The sequence below is a fragment of the Flavobacterium sp. genome (assembly GCF_046317795.1).
Lineage (GTDB): Bacteria > Bacteroidota > Bacteroidia > Flavobacteriales > Flavobacteriaceae > Flavobacterium.
Window position 1 is genome coordinate 1 of sequence record NZ_JBKCVI010000217.1, and the last position, 14,606, is coordinate 14,606.

The following is a 14,606-nucleotide window of genomic DNA, read 5'->3' on the forward strand; positions in this document are numbered from 1 at the left end:
GTATTAAGTATTAAGTATTAAGTATTAAGTATTAAGTATTAAGTATTAAGTATTAAGTATTAAGTATTAAGTATTAAGTATTAAGTATTAAGTATTAAGTATTAAGAATATAAACAACAAACCATAAACCACAAACCATAAACAACAAACCATAAACCATAAACAACAAACCATAAACAACAAACCATAAACAACAAACCATAAACAACAAACCAAAAACAACAAACCAAAAACAACAAACCATAAACCATAAACAACTTGGAACTGTCAGTCAATCATTTACTAGGCATAAAATATCTCAAAAAGGAAGATATCGACTTGATTTTCGAAACGGCTGATTATTTCAAAGAAGTAATCAATCGTCCGATAAAAAAAGTACCTTCATTGCGAGACATAACTATTGCCAATATCTTTTTTGAAAACAGTACGCGAACAAAACTTTCCTTTGAGTTGGCACAGAAAAGACTTTCTGCTGATGTAATTAGTTTTTCTTCAGCACAATCATCTGTAAAAAAAGGAGAAACTTTAATTGATACTGTGAATAATATTCTTTCCATGAAAGTGGATATGGTGGTAATGCGTCATGCTAATCCTGGCGCGGCTTATTTCTTGTCACAAAATGTAAAAGCAAGTATCATAAACGCAGGAGATGGCGCACACGAACATCCAACACAAGGATTGCTCGACAGCTATTCTATCAAAGAAAAACTAGGTGAAGTAGGAGGAAAGAAGGTAGTAATTGTGGGTGATATTTTGCATTCTCGTGTAGCGTTGTCTAACATTTATGCACTAAAAATGCAAGGTGCAACAGTAAAAGTTTGCGGCCCAAAAACACTTATTCCAAAATACATTGAAAGTTTAGGTGTTACTGTTGAGCCCAATTTGCGCAAAGCACTTGAATGGTGCGATGTGGCTAACATGCTTCGGGTTCAGAACGAAAGAATGGATGTGAATTACTTTCCATCAACCAGAGAATATGCAAAACAATATGGCGTTGACAAAGCATTACTCGACTCTTTGAACAAAGAAATTGTCATCATGCATCCTGGTCCAATAAACCGCGGTGTTGAAATCACTTCGGACGTTGCCGACTCACAACAATCCGTTATTCTTGAACAAGTAGAAAACGGTGTTGCCATCAGAATGGCTGTAATTTATCTCTTGGCTTCAAAAATTCAACAATAAAAAAAGTCCCAAATTTTATTTGAGACTTTTATGATTATTCAGTTTTTAGATTTCTAAGTTGCTTAAGTTTATCTTTTAGAATGCCTAATTCCTCTTTTTTTAGATCAATATTTTTCAGTACTTCTTTTACCATTGGGTTATCTGATTTTGCTCTAGCAAAGAATTGAATGTTGTTTTCTAATTGGAAAATTTCACTTTGAACTTCATCAACTTTACGCAGAATGAATACTTTTTCGTTGTCCAGTTTTCTAGAATCAGTATTAGATAAATGGTCTAATTTATTGGCATAACGAGCCATTTCGTTATCTTTTTTGCTCAAGCTAAGTTTTTCAAAAAGGGCATCTAATATTTTGTTGAATTTGCCTTCGATATGTCTTCGGGCAAAGGGAACTTTACCAAAACTTTTCCAAGTTTCAATATGGACTTTAATTCCATCCAAATCGGCTTTGTGTTCACCAATTAGTTCAAACGATTTCAAAGTTTCTAAATATTCTTTTTTCTTTTCAAAAGCTTCCAATTCTTCAGTATTTACTTCTGTTTTTTGCTCTTTTACTTTTTCGAAATATTCGTTACAAGCCGCTCTAAATTCAGTCCAAAGTTTATCTGAAAATTTTCTTGGCACATGACCAATGGTTTTCCACTCTTCTTGAATTTGTTTCATAAGCGGTGTTGTGGTAACAAAATCGGTACTCTCTTTTAATTCGATAGCTTTTGCTACAAGTGCTTGTTTTTTGGAAAGATTGTCATTTTGGTCTTTCTTAATATCTTTATAGAAAGAGTTTTTCAATACATTAAAACTTCTCACTGCGTTTTTGAATTCTGTCCAAGTAGCTTCGTTTACTTCTGAAGGTACTTTTCCAGTTTTGAAAAATTCATTTCGCAACGCTTCTACTTTAACAATTTGACCTAACCAAGCTGCATGAGAATTAACTTTTTCTTGTGCTAAAACTTCAATTTGGGCAATAAGCTCTTTTTTCTTTACAAGATTTACATTTTCTACCTCGCGGTATTGTTCATATAAACCTTCGCGTTTGTCGTGCATTTGCTTGGTTAATTCGCTGAATTTATTCCAAATTTCTTCACGATTTTCTCTTGAAACTGGGCCAATTTCTTCTTTCCAAATGCGGTGTAAATCTTGTAACTCACGAAACGCTTTGTTGATGTCTTCTTCTTTGATTAATTCTTCAACACGCTCAATAATTTTTAATTTTTGAACCAAATTATGTTTGAAATCTAAATCTCTAATTTCTCTATCAAGGTGAAGAATGTCATAGAAATTTTCTAAATGAAAGTGATAATTATTCCAAACGTGGTTGTATTTATCTTTTGGAATTGGACCTGCCACTTTCCAACGGTCTCTAATATCATTAAATTTCTTTAAAGTTACGGGGATACTTTCTTGACTATGGATTAGATTTTTTAATTCTTCAACTATTGCCAATCTGTTTTCCAAATTGGTTTTTAAATCATTTTGAATACTTTTAAAATGACTGTTTTTCTTTTCTCTGTATTGATTATATAGTTGGTCAAATTTTACTTTTAATGGAAAATGATAATGGAAGTCTTCTGTGGTGTCAGGATTTTCAGCAAGAAACTCTTCTTTCTTTTCATCAATAAAATGATAGTATTTTGATAAAAAAGCTTTTTTTAGTTCTTCCACATGGTCTTTTACCGACATCACTTTTTCTACAACAACCAAGTTGCCAAGTTCATCAATAAGTTCATCCATCGAAAGTGTTTCATAATCCAACATTGGAATATCATGACGTTCTTTTAATGACTCGTCTTCACTTTCTTCAGCATTTATTTGCTCAATGGCATTAATTACAGATTGATTTTCTGTTTCCTCAGAAGTTTCGTTAGTAATTGTTTCTATAACTGGTGTATCATCATTTATTTCTTCTGCTGTCAATTCAATAGTGTTTTCTTCTAACGAAGGTTCTTCAGTTTCAACAACATCCTCAACAGTTTCCTCTACCAATTCTCTTTTTTCGGTAGCTAATTCAATTTCATCTTCGGTAAGTTCTTCAGTTAAAACAGCTACGACTTTGTCAGTTGGAGTCTCTACTTCTTCAATTGCTTCTGTTTCCTCAACTAGGGATTCTACTTCTTGAACAGTTTCTACTTCTGTCACAATTTCTGGAGTTTCGTCTTGAATTTCAATAGCGGCTTCTTCATTTTTGGCTGTTGTGAATTCTAACGATTCATTTACTACGTTTCCATCTGCTTCAAGCAGGTTATCATTCTTTTCTTCTAACATTTTGTGGATGTTTTAAGGGTTACACATTTTGAGGGCGAAAGATAGTAAAGAAGCTTTAAAATTCAAAGGGAATCAACGTTTTCTCAACATTTTTAAAGAAAATCAAGAATCATTTTGGATTAAAAACAAAAAACTTCGTTGATAGACCTCAGCGTTTTTTGTAAAAATGTAGTTATCAAATTTAGTTTATCAACACTTTTTTTGTTGTTGTAAAATTGGTTGATGATAATTTTAAAAAATAAAAACCTTTCTGCAAGTTGCTGATAGAGTAGGTGTTGTTTTCAAAAATTGGCTTTTTTATACGTTGCAAAATTTGACCATTTATCGTGATGATATCTATTTCTTCAACTGTAATAGTTGATTGAATATTTACAATATCATTGGAAGGATTTGGATAAACTGAAATACTATTAGCATAATCATAAGTTGGGTTTTCTAGGAAAATTGTAGGCCATCTGTTTTGTGCAATTGGTCCGCCCCAAATAACAGTAGCTAAATAGGGATTATCTATAAACGGATTTCTATTACCTTGACCATTTGTGTTGAAAGGATTGCCTAGGTAAGTATTTCTATTGTCTTCATACTGAGAAACTGGATCGTCAGAATTCCATTCTAATAAAAGATTTACCATGTTAGAATCACTTGTTGCTGTAGTGCCTGTTGCAACAAGAGTTGGAAGACATTGTTCTCCATAATGCAAATACATGTACATTAGAATACGCGCTACATCTCCTTTCCATTCATCTCCTGGATACCAAAAAGGACCCACATCTCCTGAATTTCCATTCCCAGCTGCATATAATTTATTTCCTCTATTACTATTCCTTTGTACATCGCAAGCTCTTAACATGTGAGCATCAGCACCCGGTCCAAACTGTCCTAAATCGGGATTTCCAAGTGATTGTGCAAAAATGTGTTCTCTATTCCAGTCGCCATTATTCCCGCTGTTAAAATCTTTATTTCTTGTGCGATCATTCGTAACATCAGCATCTGTTCCGTTTTCCCATCCATATACCAAAAAGACATTGTTGCTATTTGAAGGGTCTAAATCAGTATTTTTTAGGGCATTCCATACTCCTGGTGTGTAAGTCAAAAAATTTGTATGGGTACTAATGATTTTTGTTGCCAATGCATTTTTTAAATTTGTACCAGTTAATGTCCAATTAAATCCATTGTAATAGGGAGTTGCAGGAGCACCAGCTTGAGAGAAAACAATAGTTATGTTTAAGAATAATAGAAATGTAAATATTTTTTTCATTTTATTTTTTAGTTGTTAATTTTTCGTTCAAATAGTGCCATATAAAAACCATCAAAACCAGTATCTTGGGCTAATATTTTGGTTTCTTTGATAAAAGTAAATGATTTTCCTGTTTCGGTACTCAAAAAACGTTTGACTTGTTCTTGATTTTCAGAAGGTAATATGGAACAAGTTGCATAGACTAATTTTCCACCCGGTTTTACTATCTTAGAATAATTTTCTAAAACTTCGGCTTGTACTTTTTTTATATTTTCAATGAATTCTGGTTGTAGTTTCCACTTTGCATCAGGATTTCTTTTTAAAACTCCCAACCCACTGCATGGTGCATCAATCAGCACTCTATCGGCTTTTTCATGTAGTTTTTTGATAACTTTTGTAGTATCAATGATTCTATATTCAATATTGAAAGCGCCATTTCTTTTAGCTCTTAATTTTAATTGTTTTAATTTACTTTCATACAAATCCATGGCAATTAATTGTCCTTTGTTTTTCATTAAGGAAGCCATGTGTAATGTTTTACCACCAGCCCCAGCGCAGGTGTCTACTACTCTCATTCCAGGTTGTACATCGAGAAATGCAGCCACCAATTGTGAAGAAGCGTCTTGTACTTCAAAAAAACCTTCTTTGAAAGCATCTGTTAAAAATACATTCGCTCTCTCTTTCAAAACCAAAGCGTCGGGTTGGTCTTTTAAAAACTCGGTTTCAATATTTAAATCCATTAATAAAGCACGAAGTTTTTCTCTAGTTGATTTTAAGGTGTTAACTCTTAGTATAACTTGTGCTTGTTTATTTTGAGCGGCTATTTCTTTTGTCCAAATTTCTTCGCCTAATTCTTTCACCCCTAATTCATCCATCCAATCAGGAATAGACTCACGCATTTTTCTAATTTTTGATAATTCGTCAAAACGTCCTTTTATTTTTCGTTCAGGTGTACCTTCTAATTGTCGCCAATCGGGAATAGGATAACCTCTTAATACTGCCCAAACTGCAAATATTCTCCATAAATGATCACGATTAAAAGGTTCTTTTACATCGGCAATTTCCATGTAAAGCCGTTTCCAACGAACAATTTCATAGATGGTTTCGGCTACAAATTTTCTATCGGAACTTCCCCAGCGTTTGTCTTTTTTCAAAGCACGTGCAACCACTTTATCTGCATATTCTCCTTCATTGAATATCGCATTTAAAGAATCGATGGTGGTGTAAACAAGATTTCGATGTAATCGCATGGTGTAAAAAAAATAAGCGTGCAAAGGTATTGCTTTTTTATTCTCTACACTTAAATTTAACAAGCTAAAAATCTAAAAGAATTTTTATTCAGTAATTTCAAAAGGAACACTTTCTAAATATTCAATTAATATAATGTCAACTAAAAGTTTATAAATTAGTTCTATCACCAATAATTCTGTGCATCTCAATATTTTCTGGAGCATGCAGTACTAATGGAAACTGTTCTATTTTTACGGAGCTACTATCCAATCCAAATCCTTTTTCTTCGGATAAACTGAATTTTTTAATGATAAAATAGGTGTTCATGACCACTTTTTCAAAGAAAGTTAAATCGCTATCATTGGATAAGAATTTTTCTGATAATACTACTTTAAAATCGCCAATAATGTTGTTTTTGTTTAACGATTCGTAACGACTGGTAATATCTACCTCGCCATTTTTTACCATATCTTTTAACACTTCCTTGAACATCAAATTAATTTTTGTTGGTTCTCTAAATCCGAGATAAAAATCTACCCTAAATAAATCGTCTTTCATTATTTCGGTTACTTTATATTCTTTTTTATAAGGTTCGTTGAGAACATTTACGTGAATAAACCAATAAATATCGGCACGTTTAGGTCTTTTTTGCAAAATAGAGAACATCACTTTTTCCTCGATTTCATCCGAACGATTTGAGTTAGTCATATACACCAAATGAGTAGCATATTTTGGAATGGATAAATCAACACTCAACTCAGAAAGTACTTTTTTATAATCGTCAATTTTGACAATTTTAGTATAATTTTTACTAATTTGTTTGGCTAAATACCAAGTAGCCATAATACCTATTAATCCAGATGCAATTATTAATGTTACAAAACCACCATGGAAAAATTTAACAACATTGGCATATAAAAAACTAAATTCAATAGCTATATATAATGTTATTAATGGAACAATAAAATAAAGTTTTACTCTTTTTAAAATCAAGTAAAAGTTGAGTAAAACGGTTGTCATTATCATACATAAAACAATGGCTAAACCATAGGCATGCTCCATGTTTGATGACTCTTTAAAATACAAAACAATACCAATACAACCAAGTAAAAGTAACCAGTTAATAGAAGGAATATACAATTGTCCTTTGACTTCAGTAGGATATTTTATTTTTACTTTTGGCCAAAAGTTTAAACGCATGGCTTCATTGATTAGTGTAAAAGAACCACTAATTAAAGCTTGTGAAGCAATCACGGCAGCCATAGTTGCGATTACAATTCCAATTGGTAAAAACCAATCTGCCATAATTAAATAGAACGGATTACCTGCTTTTCCACCAAGCTCTGCTAAGGTTTGTCCTTCGTGATTTATTAAATAGGCACCTTGACCAAAATAGTTTAAAAGCAACATTATTTTTACAAATACCCAACTGACTCTGATGTTTTTTCTACCACAATGTCCCATATCTGAATACAAAGCTTCAGCTCCTGTTGTGCATAAAAATACAGCTCCAAGAACAAAGAAACCTTCAGGATGAATTTGTAATAATTCATAAGCATAGTAAGGGTTGATTGCATGAAAAACACTAAAATCAGACAGAATTTGTAGGGTACCAAGTACGCCCAACATCGTAAACCAAACCAACATCATTGGGGCAAAAAATCGACCAACAAGCTTAGAACCAAATTGTTGTATAGTAAATAATGCAATTAAAATTCCAATAACAATGGGTATCGTATTTATTTCAGGATTAAAATTACGCAGACCTTCTACGGCTGAAGATACCGAAATGGGTGGCGTTATAATTCCATCGGCTAGTAGAGCACTTCCACCAATAATGGCAGGAACTATTAACCATTTTATTTTGGTTCTTTTGACTAGTGCAAATAGTGCAAAAATCCCACCTTCACCATGATTGTCTGCACTTAGTGTGATGATAACATATTTAAGTGTAGTTTGTAAAGTGAGTGTCCAAAAGATGCAGGAAATGCCTCCTAAAACAATGTCTCTTGAAATGGCATGAATACCAAGAATGGCTTTCATAACATAGAGTGGTGAAGTCCCAATATCGCCGTAAATAATTCCTAATGTAACAAGTAATCCGCCTGTGGTAAGTTTGCTGTGCAGCTGATGATTATGAGCGTTCATGAATTGAAGTTAAAAGGATACAAATGTACTGTTTTTTTAAAATGATTATTTTTTTAGGTGATTATTTTTTTGATTTTCACATAAAAAAAGCACCACAATTTGTAATGCTTTTTATAATAATATTTCTATTTTATAAATTCTAACCTCTTTTATTACCTATAGGATTTCCCGATGTTCTTGCTACTCTTTCTGTATTCATTCTTTGGTTTGAATATTTTCCTGAACTTGAATTTCTTGAGGACGCATTACTGTAATTGTTTTCTCTTGGATTATTATTTCGAATAGTTTCAGTAGGAGTTTGGTTTTGTTGAGTTACACTTCTCGAATTAGAGTTTACTCTAATGGTATTGTTAGCATTGTAATTTCTTGGCGTTCCAATACTTTGTGTTTCATTTCTTGGATTAGAATTTACTCTTATAGTATTATTGTTAGCATAATAATTTCTTGGTGTTCCAATACTTTGTGTTTCATTTCTTGGATTAGAATTTACTCTTATAGTATTGTTGTTAGCATAATAATTTCTTGATGTTCCAATGCTTTGTATTTCAGTTCTTTGATTAGAATTTCCTCTAGTAGAGATTGAATTATTTGCGAAGTTTCGAGTATTTGTATATACTGTTTGATTACGATTACCTGTAGTTGTTTGATTACTTCTACTATTATCTAATTCGTATCGATTTGCATAGTTTTCGTTTCTTTGATTAAAAGAGCGATTTGGATATCTAATTTCGTATGCATTTCCTCTTCTTCCTCTGTATGAATTATAAGCAACTTCACATCTTCTATAATTCACATAATTGTAATGATGATAATTATTGATACAGAATCCTATATTTGATCGGTATCTGAATATAGGAAATGGAGTCCAAGAATAATAATAATTGGGATAAAATCCCCAATACCAAGAAGAACAATAAGGAGTATAATTTCCTACCCAAAATGAATTATAAATAACAGGTGTGTAGGCGTAAACCGGCTCATAAATATAATTATTACCATACATAAAAACATCACCAACAACTTGAACTTGAACTCGATTAAATCGATCTCTTTCAACTTCTACTGTAGCAACATCTTGAAAAGTATCTCGACCAATAACTGACTGGATTACAATTAAATGTGCGTTTCCTTCAACACTTTCAATAACCCGTAAATAATCAACTTGATTATCTTGATTTAAATCCAAATTAGAAATTTGAACTTTTGGATCGTTTAATCTTCTTTCAAAATCCTCTAAATTTCTTGAATCGCCAAAAATGGAAGCAACCGCTCTCAAATCTAAGTTATCACTAATTTCAGAATTGTTTGCACTCACCGTAGTTCGGTTTTGAGCAAAACCTGTTGTAATACTCCAAATAGTCAGTATTGACAATGTTACAATTTTTGTTTTCATAATTATTAGTTTTAGTAATGAATAGCTTTTAACTCAATATCCAATTACTGTGCCACAGATTTTTAATACTAATTTCAAGAAAGTTAATTGTTGTATATTGGCCTACATTTCAATAATTAACAATGAAAAATTGGATTCTACTTTTTGCTTTTTTTACACTTTGTATCGGTTATAAATCGGTGGCGCAATCAAACAGGGCTTCCTTTACATCAGTTCGTGTTGATACTATTTTAAATGAAAAAATAAGCATCAGAGCTATTCAAATTGATAAGGATAAATTGTGGTATGCAGCAAATAATTCACTTTTTGGGTATTACAATTTTGTAACGGGCGAGAAAGTTCAAAAGCAAATCCAAAATGATAGTTTGAAATACGAATTTAGAAGTATTGCTCAAAATTCTAAATCTGTTTTTATTGTTAGTATTGGAAATCCTGCTGCCATTTTTAAAATAAATAAATCAGATATAAGATTTGAAAAAGTCTATTCAGAAAATCATGAAAAAGTATTTTATGATAGTATGAATTTTTGGAATGAACAAGAAGGAATAGCCATTGGTGATCCAATAGAAAATTGTCTTTGTATGCTTATTACACGTGATGGTGGAAATACTTGGAATAAAATACCGTGTGCTGAGTTGCCAAAAGTTGTAGAGGGTGAAGCTGCTTTTGCAGCAAGTAACACGAATATTGTTATCAAAAAAGATGAAACTTGGGTTGTTTCTGGCGGAAAAAAATCAAGAGTATTTTATTCTCCAGATAAAGGAAACACTTGGAACGTTTATGACACTCCAATAGTTCAAGGAAAAACAATGACCGGAATTTTCACAGCCGATTTTTATAATGATACAATTGGAATTATTGCTGGCGGAAATTATGAAGTTTTAGACCAGAATTTTCAAAACAAAGCCATGACTTTTGATGGTGGAAAAACTTGGAAATTAATTTCCGAAAATTCTGGTTTTGGTTATGCTTCATGCGTTCAGTTTGTGCCAAATTCTAAAGGAAAACAATTGGTTTCAGTTGGAACTTCTGGGATTTATTATTCTTCAGACGGAGGTAATTCATGGAAACAATTCTCAACAGATAAAACATTATATACGTTGAGATTTTTAAATAAAACTACTGCTTTTGCTGCTGGAAAGGATAAGATTATAAGAATTGAATTTAAATAATAAAAGAGCCAATGGCTCTTTAATTTATTACTGTTTAGGGCGTTTATCCCGATATTGTTGTAAAAGTTTTCGATTAAAATCATCTTCCGCTTTTTTAAGTTTCAAAATTTTAACGGGCGGAAGTACTCCTTTCAAACTATTGATTAACTTCTTTTTGGCTTGATACAATTCATCTTCAGTACTTTCCATTTGAACAAGCAGTGTTGAAGCTTCTTTTTCACTTAATTTATCGAGTGATTCATCATCCATTCTGTCGATATAACCTTTCATTTTCTGTTTTCTGATATCTTGTTGTTTATCTTCAAAAGTATTATAAATAGGCCAAAACTTTGCGGCTTCCTCTGATGTTAGGGATAATTCGCTGGTGATAAAAGCTATTTTGAGTGATTTGATTTTATCTCTTTTTTCCTTTGACATCATGCCGTTTTGTGCAAATGTATTTGCTGTTAATAGCAATAGAAATACTAGAATTAATTTTTTGTGTATCATATCTTTAGTTTATTAAGTATTGTTCAAGTTCAGCATTGTTTAATAAAGTTTCTTCCAAATCTTCGTTTTTAAGTTTTAAGTCTATTTTCATTTTTTCTAGATCTTCCGTTTCCAATAAATTGACTATTTCATCTTCAGTAATTGAAGAGTGATAGGTGATGTAATCTTCTAATGTTTTTGAATCAATCTCGTTTGAATTTGTTTCATATTTAATATATAATGAAATAGATAGCATTAAAACAAGTACAGCAGCCACGGCATAATACCATTTTCTTCTTGTTTTAAAAAGCGATATTTCTTTGGCTTCACTTTTTGGTAATTGTTTTAAAACGCTTTCAGAAAACGAATCGAAATAAGCTTCTGGAGTTGTAAATCCGGAATTTATTTTTGGTTCTTTATCTAGTTTAAATTCTTTCATGGTCTTAGGACTTTAAAAATTCGTATTGGTTTAATTTGTTTTCATAAATTCTTCGATTTTTTTTACAGCATGATGATAAGATGCTTTCAAGGCACCGACTGAAGTGCCCAAAATCTCCGACATGTCTTCGTATTTTATCTCTTCATAGTATTTCATTTTAAATACTAATTGTTGTTTTTCAGGTAATAGTAGAATAGCTTTCTGCAACTTGAGTTGAATTTCATTGCCATCAAAATAAGTGTCGGCTTGTAAATTATCTACAATTTTATTTTGCATTGCTTCACTTGTTGTTCCATTTCGCTTTGCTTTTTGATTGATAAAAGTAATAGCTTCGTTTGTGGCAATCCGATACATCCATGAAAATAATTTGCTTTCTCCTTTAAAATTTTTCAGATATTGAAATACTTTGACAAATGTATTTTGCAAAACATCATCGGTGTCATCATGATTGAGAACAATATTTCGAATGTGATTGTATAACGGCCGTTGATAATCGCGCAAGAGTTTTTGAAACGCTTGGTTTTGCGTTTTAGGATTTAATAATTGCTCAATGAATTCCTTTTCTTCTTGCAAAGCGATAATTTATCAATTGGAATAAAGATACTAGAAAAGGTTTAATCTATCAGAAAACTATGGAGTTTCAACAGGAGTTGGAGCACTTTCCGTTGGTGTGATAACAGTTGTTGTTGCTACAACAGCAGGTTTTGCAACTGCAACTTTTGGAAAAACTGGAATGTAAATTTCGGTGATCCATTTGGAAGGTTGCTTGACATCGTCAATTGTTTTGACATAGACTTCAACATATTTTCCAGCAAAGTTTTGAGTTAAACCATTATCTGCAATGTATTTTTTTGCTTTCGACCAAGCTTCCGCTGTATGAGAATAATCACCAATTAAAGTTGTTTTTAAACAAGTAAATGGAATAATTTCACCTGTAGTCATATCACTTCCCGATGATATAAAAACTTGCTTATCAGTAGGTATGCAAACTGAAAAAGTTACAAAATCATTGGCAACGTCATACCGGTCGTATAAAATAAATGGTTTTCCAGCCATAGCAAGTTTGTTTTTCTTGAAAAAACTAACCATTCTTGCCATAATGATTTTAATGTTTTTTGAGACACTTTTAATCCTGCAGGAAACGGTTTGTTTGATACAAAATCCAGAACTTTTTTGCACTATGCCATTTACTTTAATGGAATAAGTCTTGATTTCATAATCCAAAGTTTTATTAAGATTTCGTAAACTTTTTTCGAATGCATCCGACAAAACTCCTGAAATTCCACCATTGAAAAAAGTTTTTATTTTAGTCAAAACATCCATTTTTCCTTTAGTATGGATGGTAACTTTTGTTCCTCCAGTTGTATCTTTGAAAGTCCAAAATATATCAGATTTGGCACTATTAAAGTTTGCCTTTTGAAAAATGCTATCATTTTCTTTTACAAAATATGTTTTGATATTTCCATCTACAGCACTACTTTCCCAAGAGCAATAGCCACCTGAACCCATTGTTTTTGAAGGATATTCAAACTTAATATTATTTTCTTTATCCATCCAAGAACCAAAAGTTTCCCAATTTTTATAATCATTTACATAATCAAAAACGGTATTTCTTGGGGTTTTAATAATGCTGCTTTTTGAAACTTCAAAATCTCCTTTTTGGGTGGCTACATATACGGTTAATCCAACTAGGGATAATAGAAAGAGAAGAAGTAGGTATTTTATAATTCTCATGTAGGGATTATTAGGTCATTCAAAGTTATGCATTCATTGTTAACAAAAATGATATTAGTGTTTAAAAAATATTTTTATCACAAAAAGTAAAACAATAAAAATAAAAAATCCTATTAGAATTTTATAACTTCCTTTGTACATTTTTTGGTGTAATGCTTTGTCTTTTCCATAGGCAAAATACATGGCAATAATAAAAGCAATAAAAAACAAAGCGGCAAAAATCCATTGACCAGTTGTGAACATATTTTCAAAATTTTCAACAAATTTAATCAAATGAAAGGTAAAGTTGTAATTTGCATCATCAATTAATTTTTTTAAAAATGCAAAAACAACTCAACGCAGTAAAAGAATTTCATACGTCATTTGGATTAGGGGTAAGTTATGAAATGAAAGGACATTTGGGCGAACAAAAAAACAAGCTTCGCTTTGATTTAATGAAAGAAGAGAACGAAGAATATCTTGATGCTGTTCAGAATGATGATTTAGTAGAAATAGCCGATGCGCTTGGCGACATGCTTTATATTTTGTGCGGAACGATTTTGGAACACGGATTGCAACACAAGATTGAAGAAGTGTTTGACGAAATCCAACGCAGTAATATGAGTAAACTTGGTGAAGATGGAAAACCCATTTACCGTGAAGATGGAAAAGTTATGAAAGGACCAAATTATTTTAAACCGAGTTTTGAGGAAATACTGAAATAGTATTCAGTGATCTGTTTTTAGTGTTCAGTGGCAATTTTAGCTTTACTTGATTTAATGTCACTTAAACTTAGTTTTAACAAAAATCAAATTAAAAAAAACTCAAAGTTTCCTTGGACTATTTATTATAAAACTGAACACTTTTTTCTGAACACTGAACACTAAACCTTTACCGTCCATCCAAAAGTATCTTCCGCTAAATTATATTGAATCTTAGTTATTTTATCTTTTAATTGCAATGCAATTGAGTTTTCTATTTTTGGTAATTCATAATAATGTTCTTGATATTGAAAACCTACAATTGGACTTACAACAGCAGCCGTTCCAGCACCAAATATTTCTTTTAAACTTCCGTCTTTAGCTGCGGTTATTATTTCATCAACTAAGACTGAACGTTCTTCAACTTTAATTCCATCTCGCTTGGCTAATTGGATTAAACTTTTTCTAGTAACTCCATCCAAAATCCTTTCACTTACTGGGGCTGTGTAAATAGTGTCATTAATTCTGAAAAATACGTTCATTGTTCCCGCTTCTTCTAGTTTGGTGTGTGTAGCATCATCTGTCCAAATGATTTGTTGAAAACCTTTTTCTTGAGCCAATTTTTGAGGATAGAATTGAGCCGAATAATTTCCAGCAGCT

The 14,606-nt window shown here is 31.8% G+C and carries 14 protein-coding genes; 3 read left to right on the forward strand and 11 right to left on the reverse strand.

All coding sequences use genetic code 11. The features are described from left to right. Positions 1-258: 258 nt before the first annotated feature. Positions 259-1,185 carry an aspartate carbamoyltransferase catalytic subunit gene (locus tag ACK5ON_RS12705; protein ID WP_409823154.1) on the forward strand — a complete coding sequence of 309 codons (927 nt, stop codon included), beginning with the start codon at positions 259-261 and terminating at the stop codon, positions 1,183-1,185. Positions 1,186-1,219: 34 nt separating this feature from the next. On the opposite strand, the gene ACK5ON_RS12710 is transcribed toward ACK5ON_RS12705, so the two are convergent. The 5 genes from ACK5ON_RS12710 to ACK5ON_RS12730 all read right to left on the reverse strand — a co-directional run bounded on the left by ACK5ON_RS12710 (position 1,220) and on the right by ACK5ON_RS12730 (position 9,453). Beyond that, positions 1,220-3,445, reverse strand: a complete 2,226-nt coding sequence (locus tag ACK5ON_RS12710; RefSeq protein ID WP_409823157.1) for a DUF349 domain-containing protein — start codon at positions 3,443-3,445, stop codon at positions 1,220-1,222. Between the two features lie 181 nt (positions 3,446-3,626). Beyond that, on the reverse strand, positions 3,627-4,703 hold the full coding sequence (locus ACK5ON_RS12715; protein WP_396175412.1) for an endonuclease: 1,077 nt from the start codon (positions 4,701-4,703) through the stop codon (positions 3,627-3,629). An 8-nt stretch (positions 4,704-4,711) separates the two neighbouring features. After that, on the reverse strand, positions 4,712-5,932 hold the full coding sequence (locus ACK5ON_RS12720) for an RsmB/NOP family class I SAM-dependent RNA methyltransferase (protein WP_396175431.1): 1,221 nt from the start codon (positions 5,930-5,932) through the stop codon (positions 4,712-4,714). Between the two features lie 148 nt (positions 5,933-6,080). Next, positions 6,081-8,060, reverse strand: coding sequence for a KUP/HAK/KT family potassium transporter (locus ACK5ON_RS12725; RefSeq protein WP_409823161.1), 1,980 nt, complete (start codon positions 8,058-8,060; stop codon positions 6,081-6,083). 139 nt (positions 8,061-8,199) lie between these two features. After that, the gene (locus ACK5ON_RS12730; protein WP_409823164.1) at positions 8,200-9,453 is read right to left on the reverse strand and encodes a hypothetical protein; all 1,254 of its coding nucleotides are present in this window, start codon (positions 9,451-9,453) and stop codon (positions 8,200-8,202) included. Positions 9,454-9,575: 122 nt separating this feature from the next. Here ACK5ON_RS12730 and ACK5ON_RS12735 point away from each other — a divergent pair, with 122 nt between their 5' ends. Next, positions 9,576-10,625: a WD40/YVTN/BNR-like repeat-containing protein gene (locus ACK5ON_RS12735; RefSeq protein ID WP_409823166.1), complete on the forward strand. Its 1,050-nt coding sequence runs from the start codon at positions 9,576-9,578 to the stop codon at positions 10,623-10,625. A 27-nt stretch (positions 10,626-10,652) separates the two neighbouring features. Here the strand turns inward: ACK5ON_RS12735 and ACK5ON_RS12740 are convergent, their stop codons facing one another. Genes ACK5ON_RS12740 through ACK5ON_RS12760 form a run of 5 tightly spaced genes read right to left on the reverse strand, consistent with a single transcriptional unit; the run spans position 10,653 to position 13,509 of the window. After that, positions 10,653-11,114 (reverse strand): sensor of ECF-type sigma factor, encoded by a 462-nt coding sequence (locus ACK5ON_RS12740; protein WP_409823169.1) that lies wholly within the window; start codon positions 11,112-11,114, stop codon positions 10,653-10,655. 4 nt (positions 11,115-11,118) lie between these two features. After that, a complete protein-coding gene (locus ACK5ON_RS12745) occupies positions 11,119-11,532 on the reverse strand; it encodes a hypothetical protein (protein ID WP_409823172.1) in 414 nt (137 codons plus the stop codon). Positions 11,533-11,562: 30 nt separating this feature from the next. Then, positions 11,563-12,105: an RNA polymerase sigma factor gene (locus ACK5ON_RS12750; protein ID WP_396175424.1), complete on the reverse strand. Its 543-nt coding sequence runs from the start codon at positions 12,103-12,105 to the stop codon at positions 11,563-11,565. Positions 12,106-12,162: 57 nt separating this feature from the next. After that, the gene (locus ACK5ON_RS12755) at positions 12,163-13,266 is read right to left on the reverse strand and encodes a GyrI-like domain-containing protein (protein ID WP_409823175.1); all 1,104 of its coding nucleotides are present in this window, start codon (positions 13,264-13,266) and stop codon (positions 12,163-12,165) included. Positions 13,267-13,320: 54 nt separating this feature from the next. Continuing rightward, on the reverse strand, positions 13,321-13,509 hold the full coding sequence (locus ACK5ON_RS12760; protein WP_396175427.1) for a hypothetical protein: 189 nt from the start codon (positions 13,507-13,509) through the stop codon (positions 13,321-13,323). 77 nt (positions 13,510-13,586) lie between these two features. On the opposite strand from ACK5ON_RS12760, the gene ACK5ON_RS12765 reads away from it, so the two are divergent. Beyond that, positions 13,587-13,970, forward strand: a complete 384-nt coding sequence (locus tag ACK5ON_RS12765; RefSeq protein ID WP_409823178.1) for a hypothetical protein — start codon at positions 13,587-13,589, stop codon at positions 13,968-13,970. 158 nt (positions 13,971-14,128) lie between these two features. Here the strand turns inward: ACK5ON_RS12765 and ACK5ON_RS12770 are convergent. Continuing rightward, positions 14,129-14,606, reverse strand: a 478-nt coding sequence (locus tag ACK5ON_RS12770) for an aminotransferase class IV (protein ID WP_409823181.1), incomplete at its 5' end; no start/stop codon positions are given.

Bases quoted from the DNA above. Each gene is read 5' to 3' on its own strand.
- ACK5ON_RS12715 (WP_396175412.1), bottom strand. From the start codon at position 4,703: ATGAAAAAAATATTTACATTTCTATTATTCTTAAACATAACTATTGTT.
- ACK5ON_RS12760 (WP_396175427.1), bottom strand. From the start codon at position 13,509: ATGTTCACAACTGGTCAATGGATTTTTGCCGCTTTGTTTTTTATTGCT.
- ACK5ON_RS12765 (WP_409823178.1), top strand. From the start codon at position 13,587: ATGCAAAAACAACTCAACGCAGTAAAAGAATTTCATACGTCATTTGGA.
- ACK5ON_RS12710 (WP_409823157.1), bottom strand. From the start codon at position 3,445: ATGTTAGAAGAAAAGAATGATAACCTGCTTGAAGCAGATGGAAACGTA.
- ACK5ON_RS12740 (WP_409823169.1), bottom strand. From the start codon at position 11,114: ATGATACACAAAAAATTAATTCTAGTATTTCTATTGCTATTAACAGCA.
- ACK5ON_RS12730 (WP_409823164.1), bottom strand. From the start codon at position 9,453: ATGAAAACAAAAATTGTAACATTGTCAATACTGACTATTTGGAGTATT.
- ACK5ON_RS12755 (WP_409823175.1), bottom strand. From the start codon at position 13,266: ATGAGAATTATAAAATACCTACTTCTTCTCTTTCTATTATCCCTAGTT.
- ACK5ON_RS12735 (WP_409823166.1), top strand. From the start codon at position 9,576: ATGAAAAATTGGATTCTACTTTTTGCTTTTTTTACACTTTGTATCGGT.
- ACK5ON_RS12725 (WP_409823161.1), bottom strand. From the start codon at position 8,060: ATGAACGCTCATAATCATCAGCTGCACAGCAAACTTACCACAGGCGGA.
- ACK5ON_RS12720 (WP_396175431.1), bottom strand. From the start codon at position 5,932: ATGCGATTACATCGAAATCTTGTTTACACCACCATCGATTCTTTAAAT.
- ACK5ON_RS12745 (WP_409823172.1), bottom strand. From the start codon at position 11,532: ATGAAAGAATTTAAACTAGATAAAGAACCAAAAATAAATTCCGGATTT.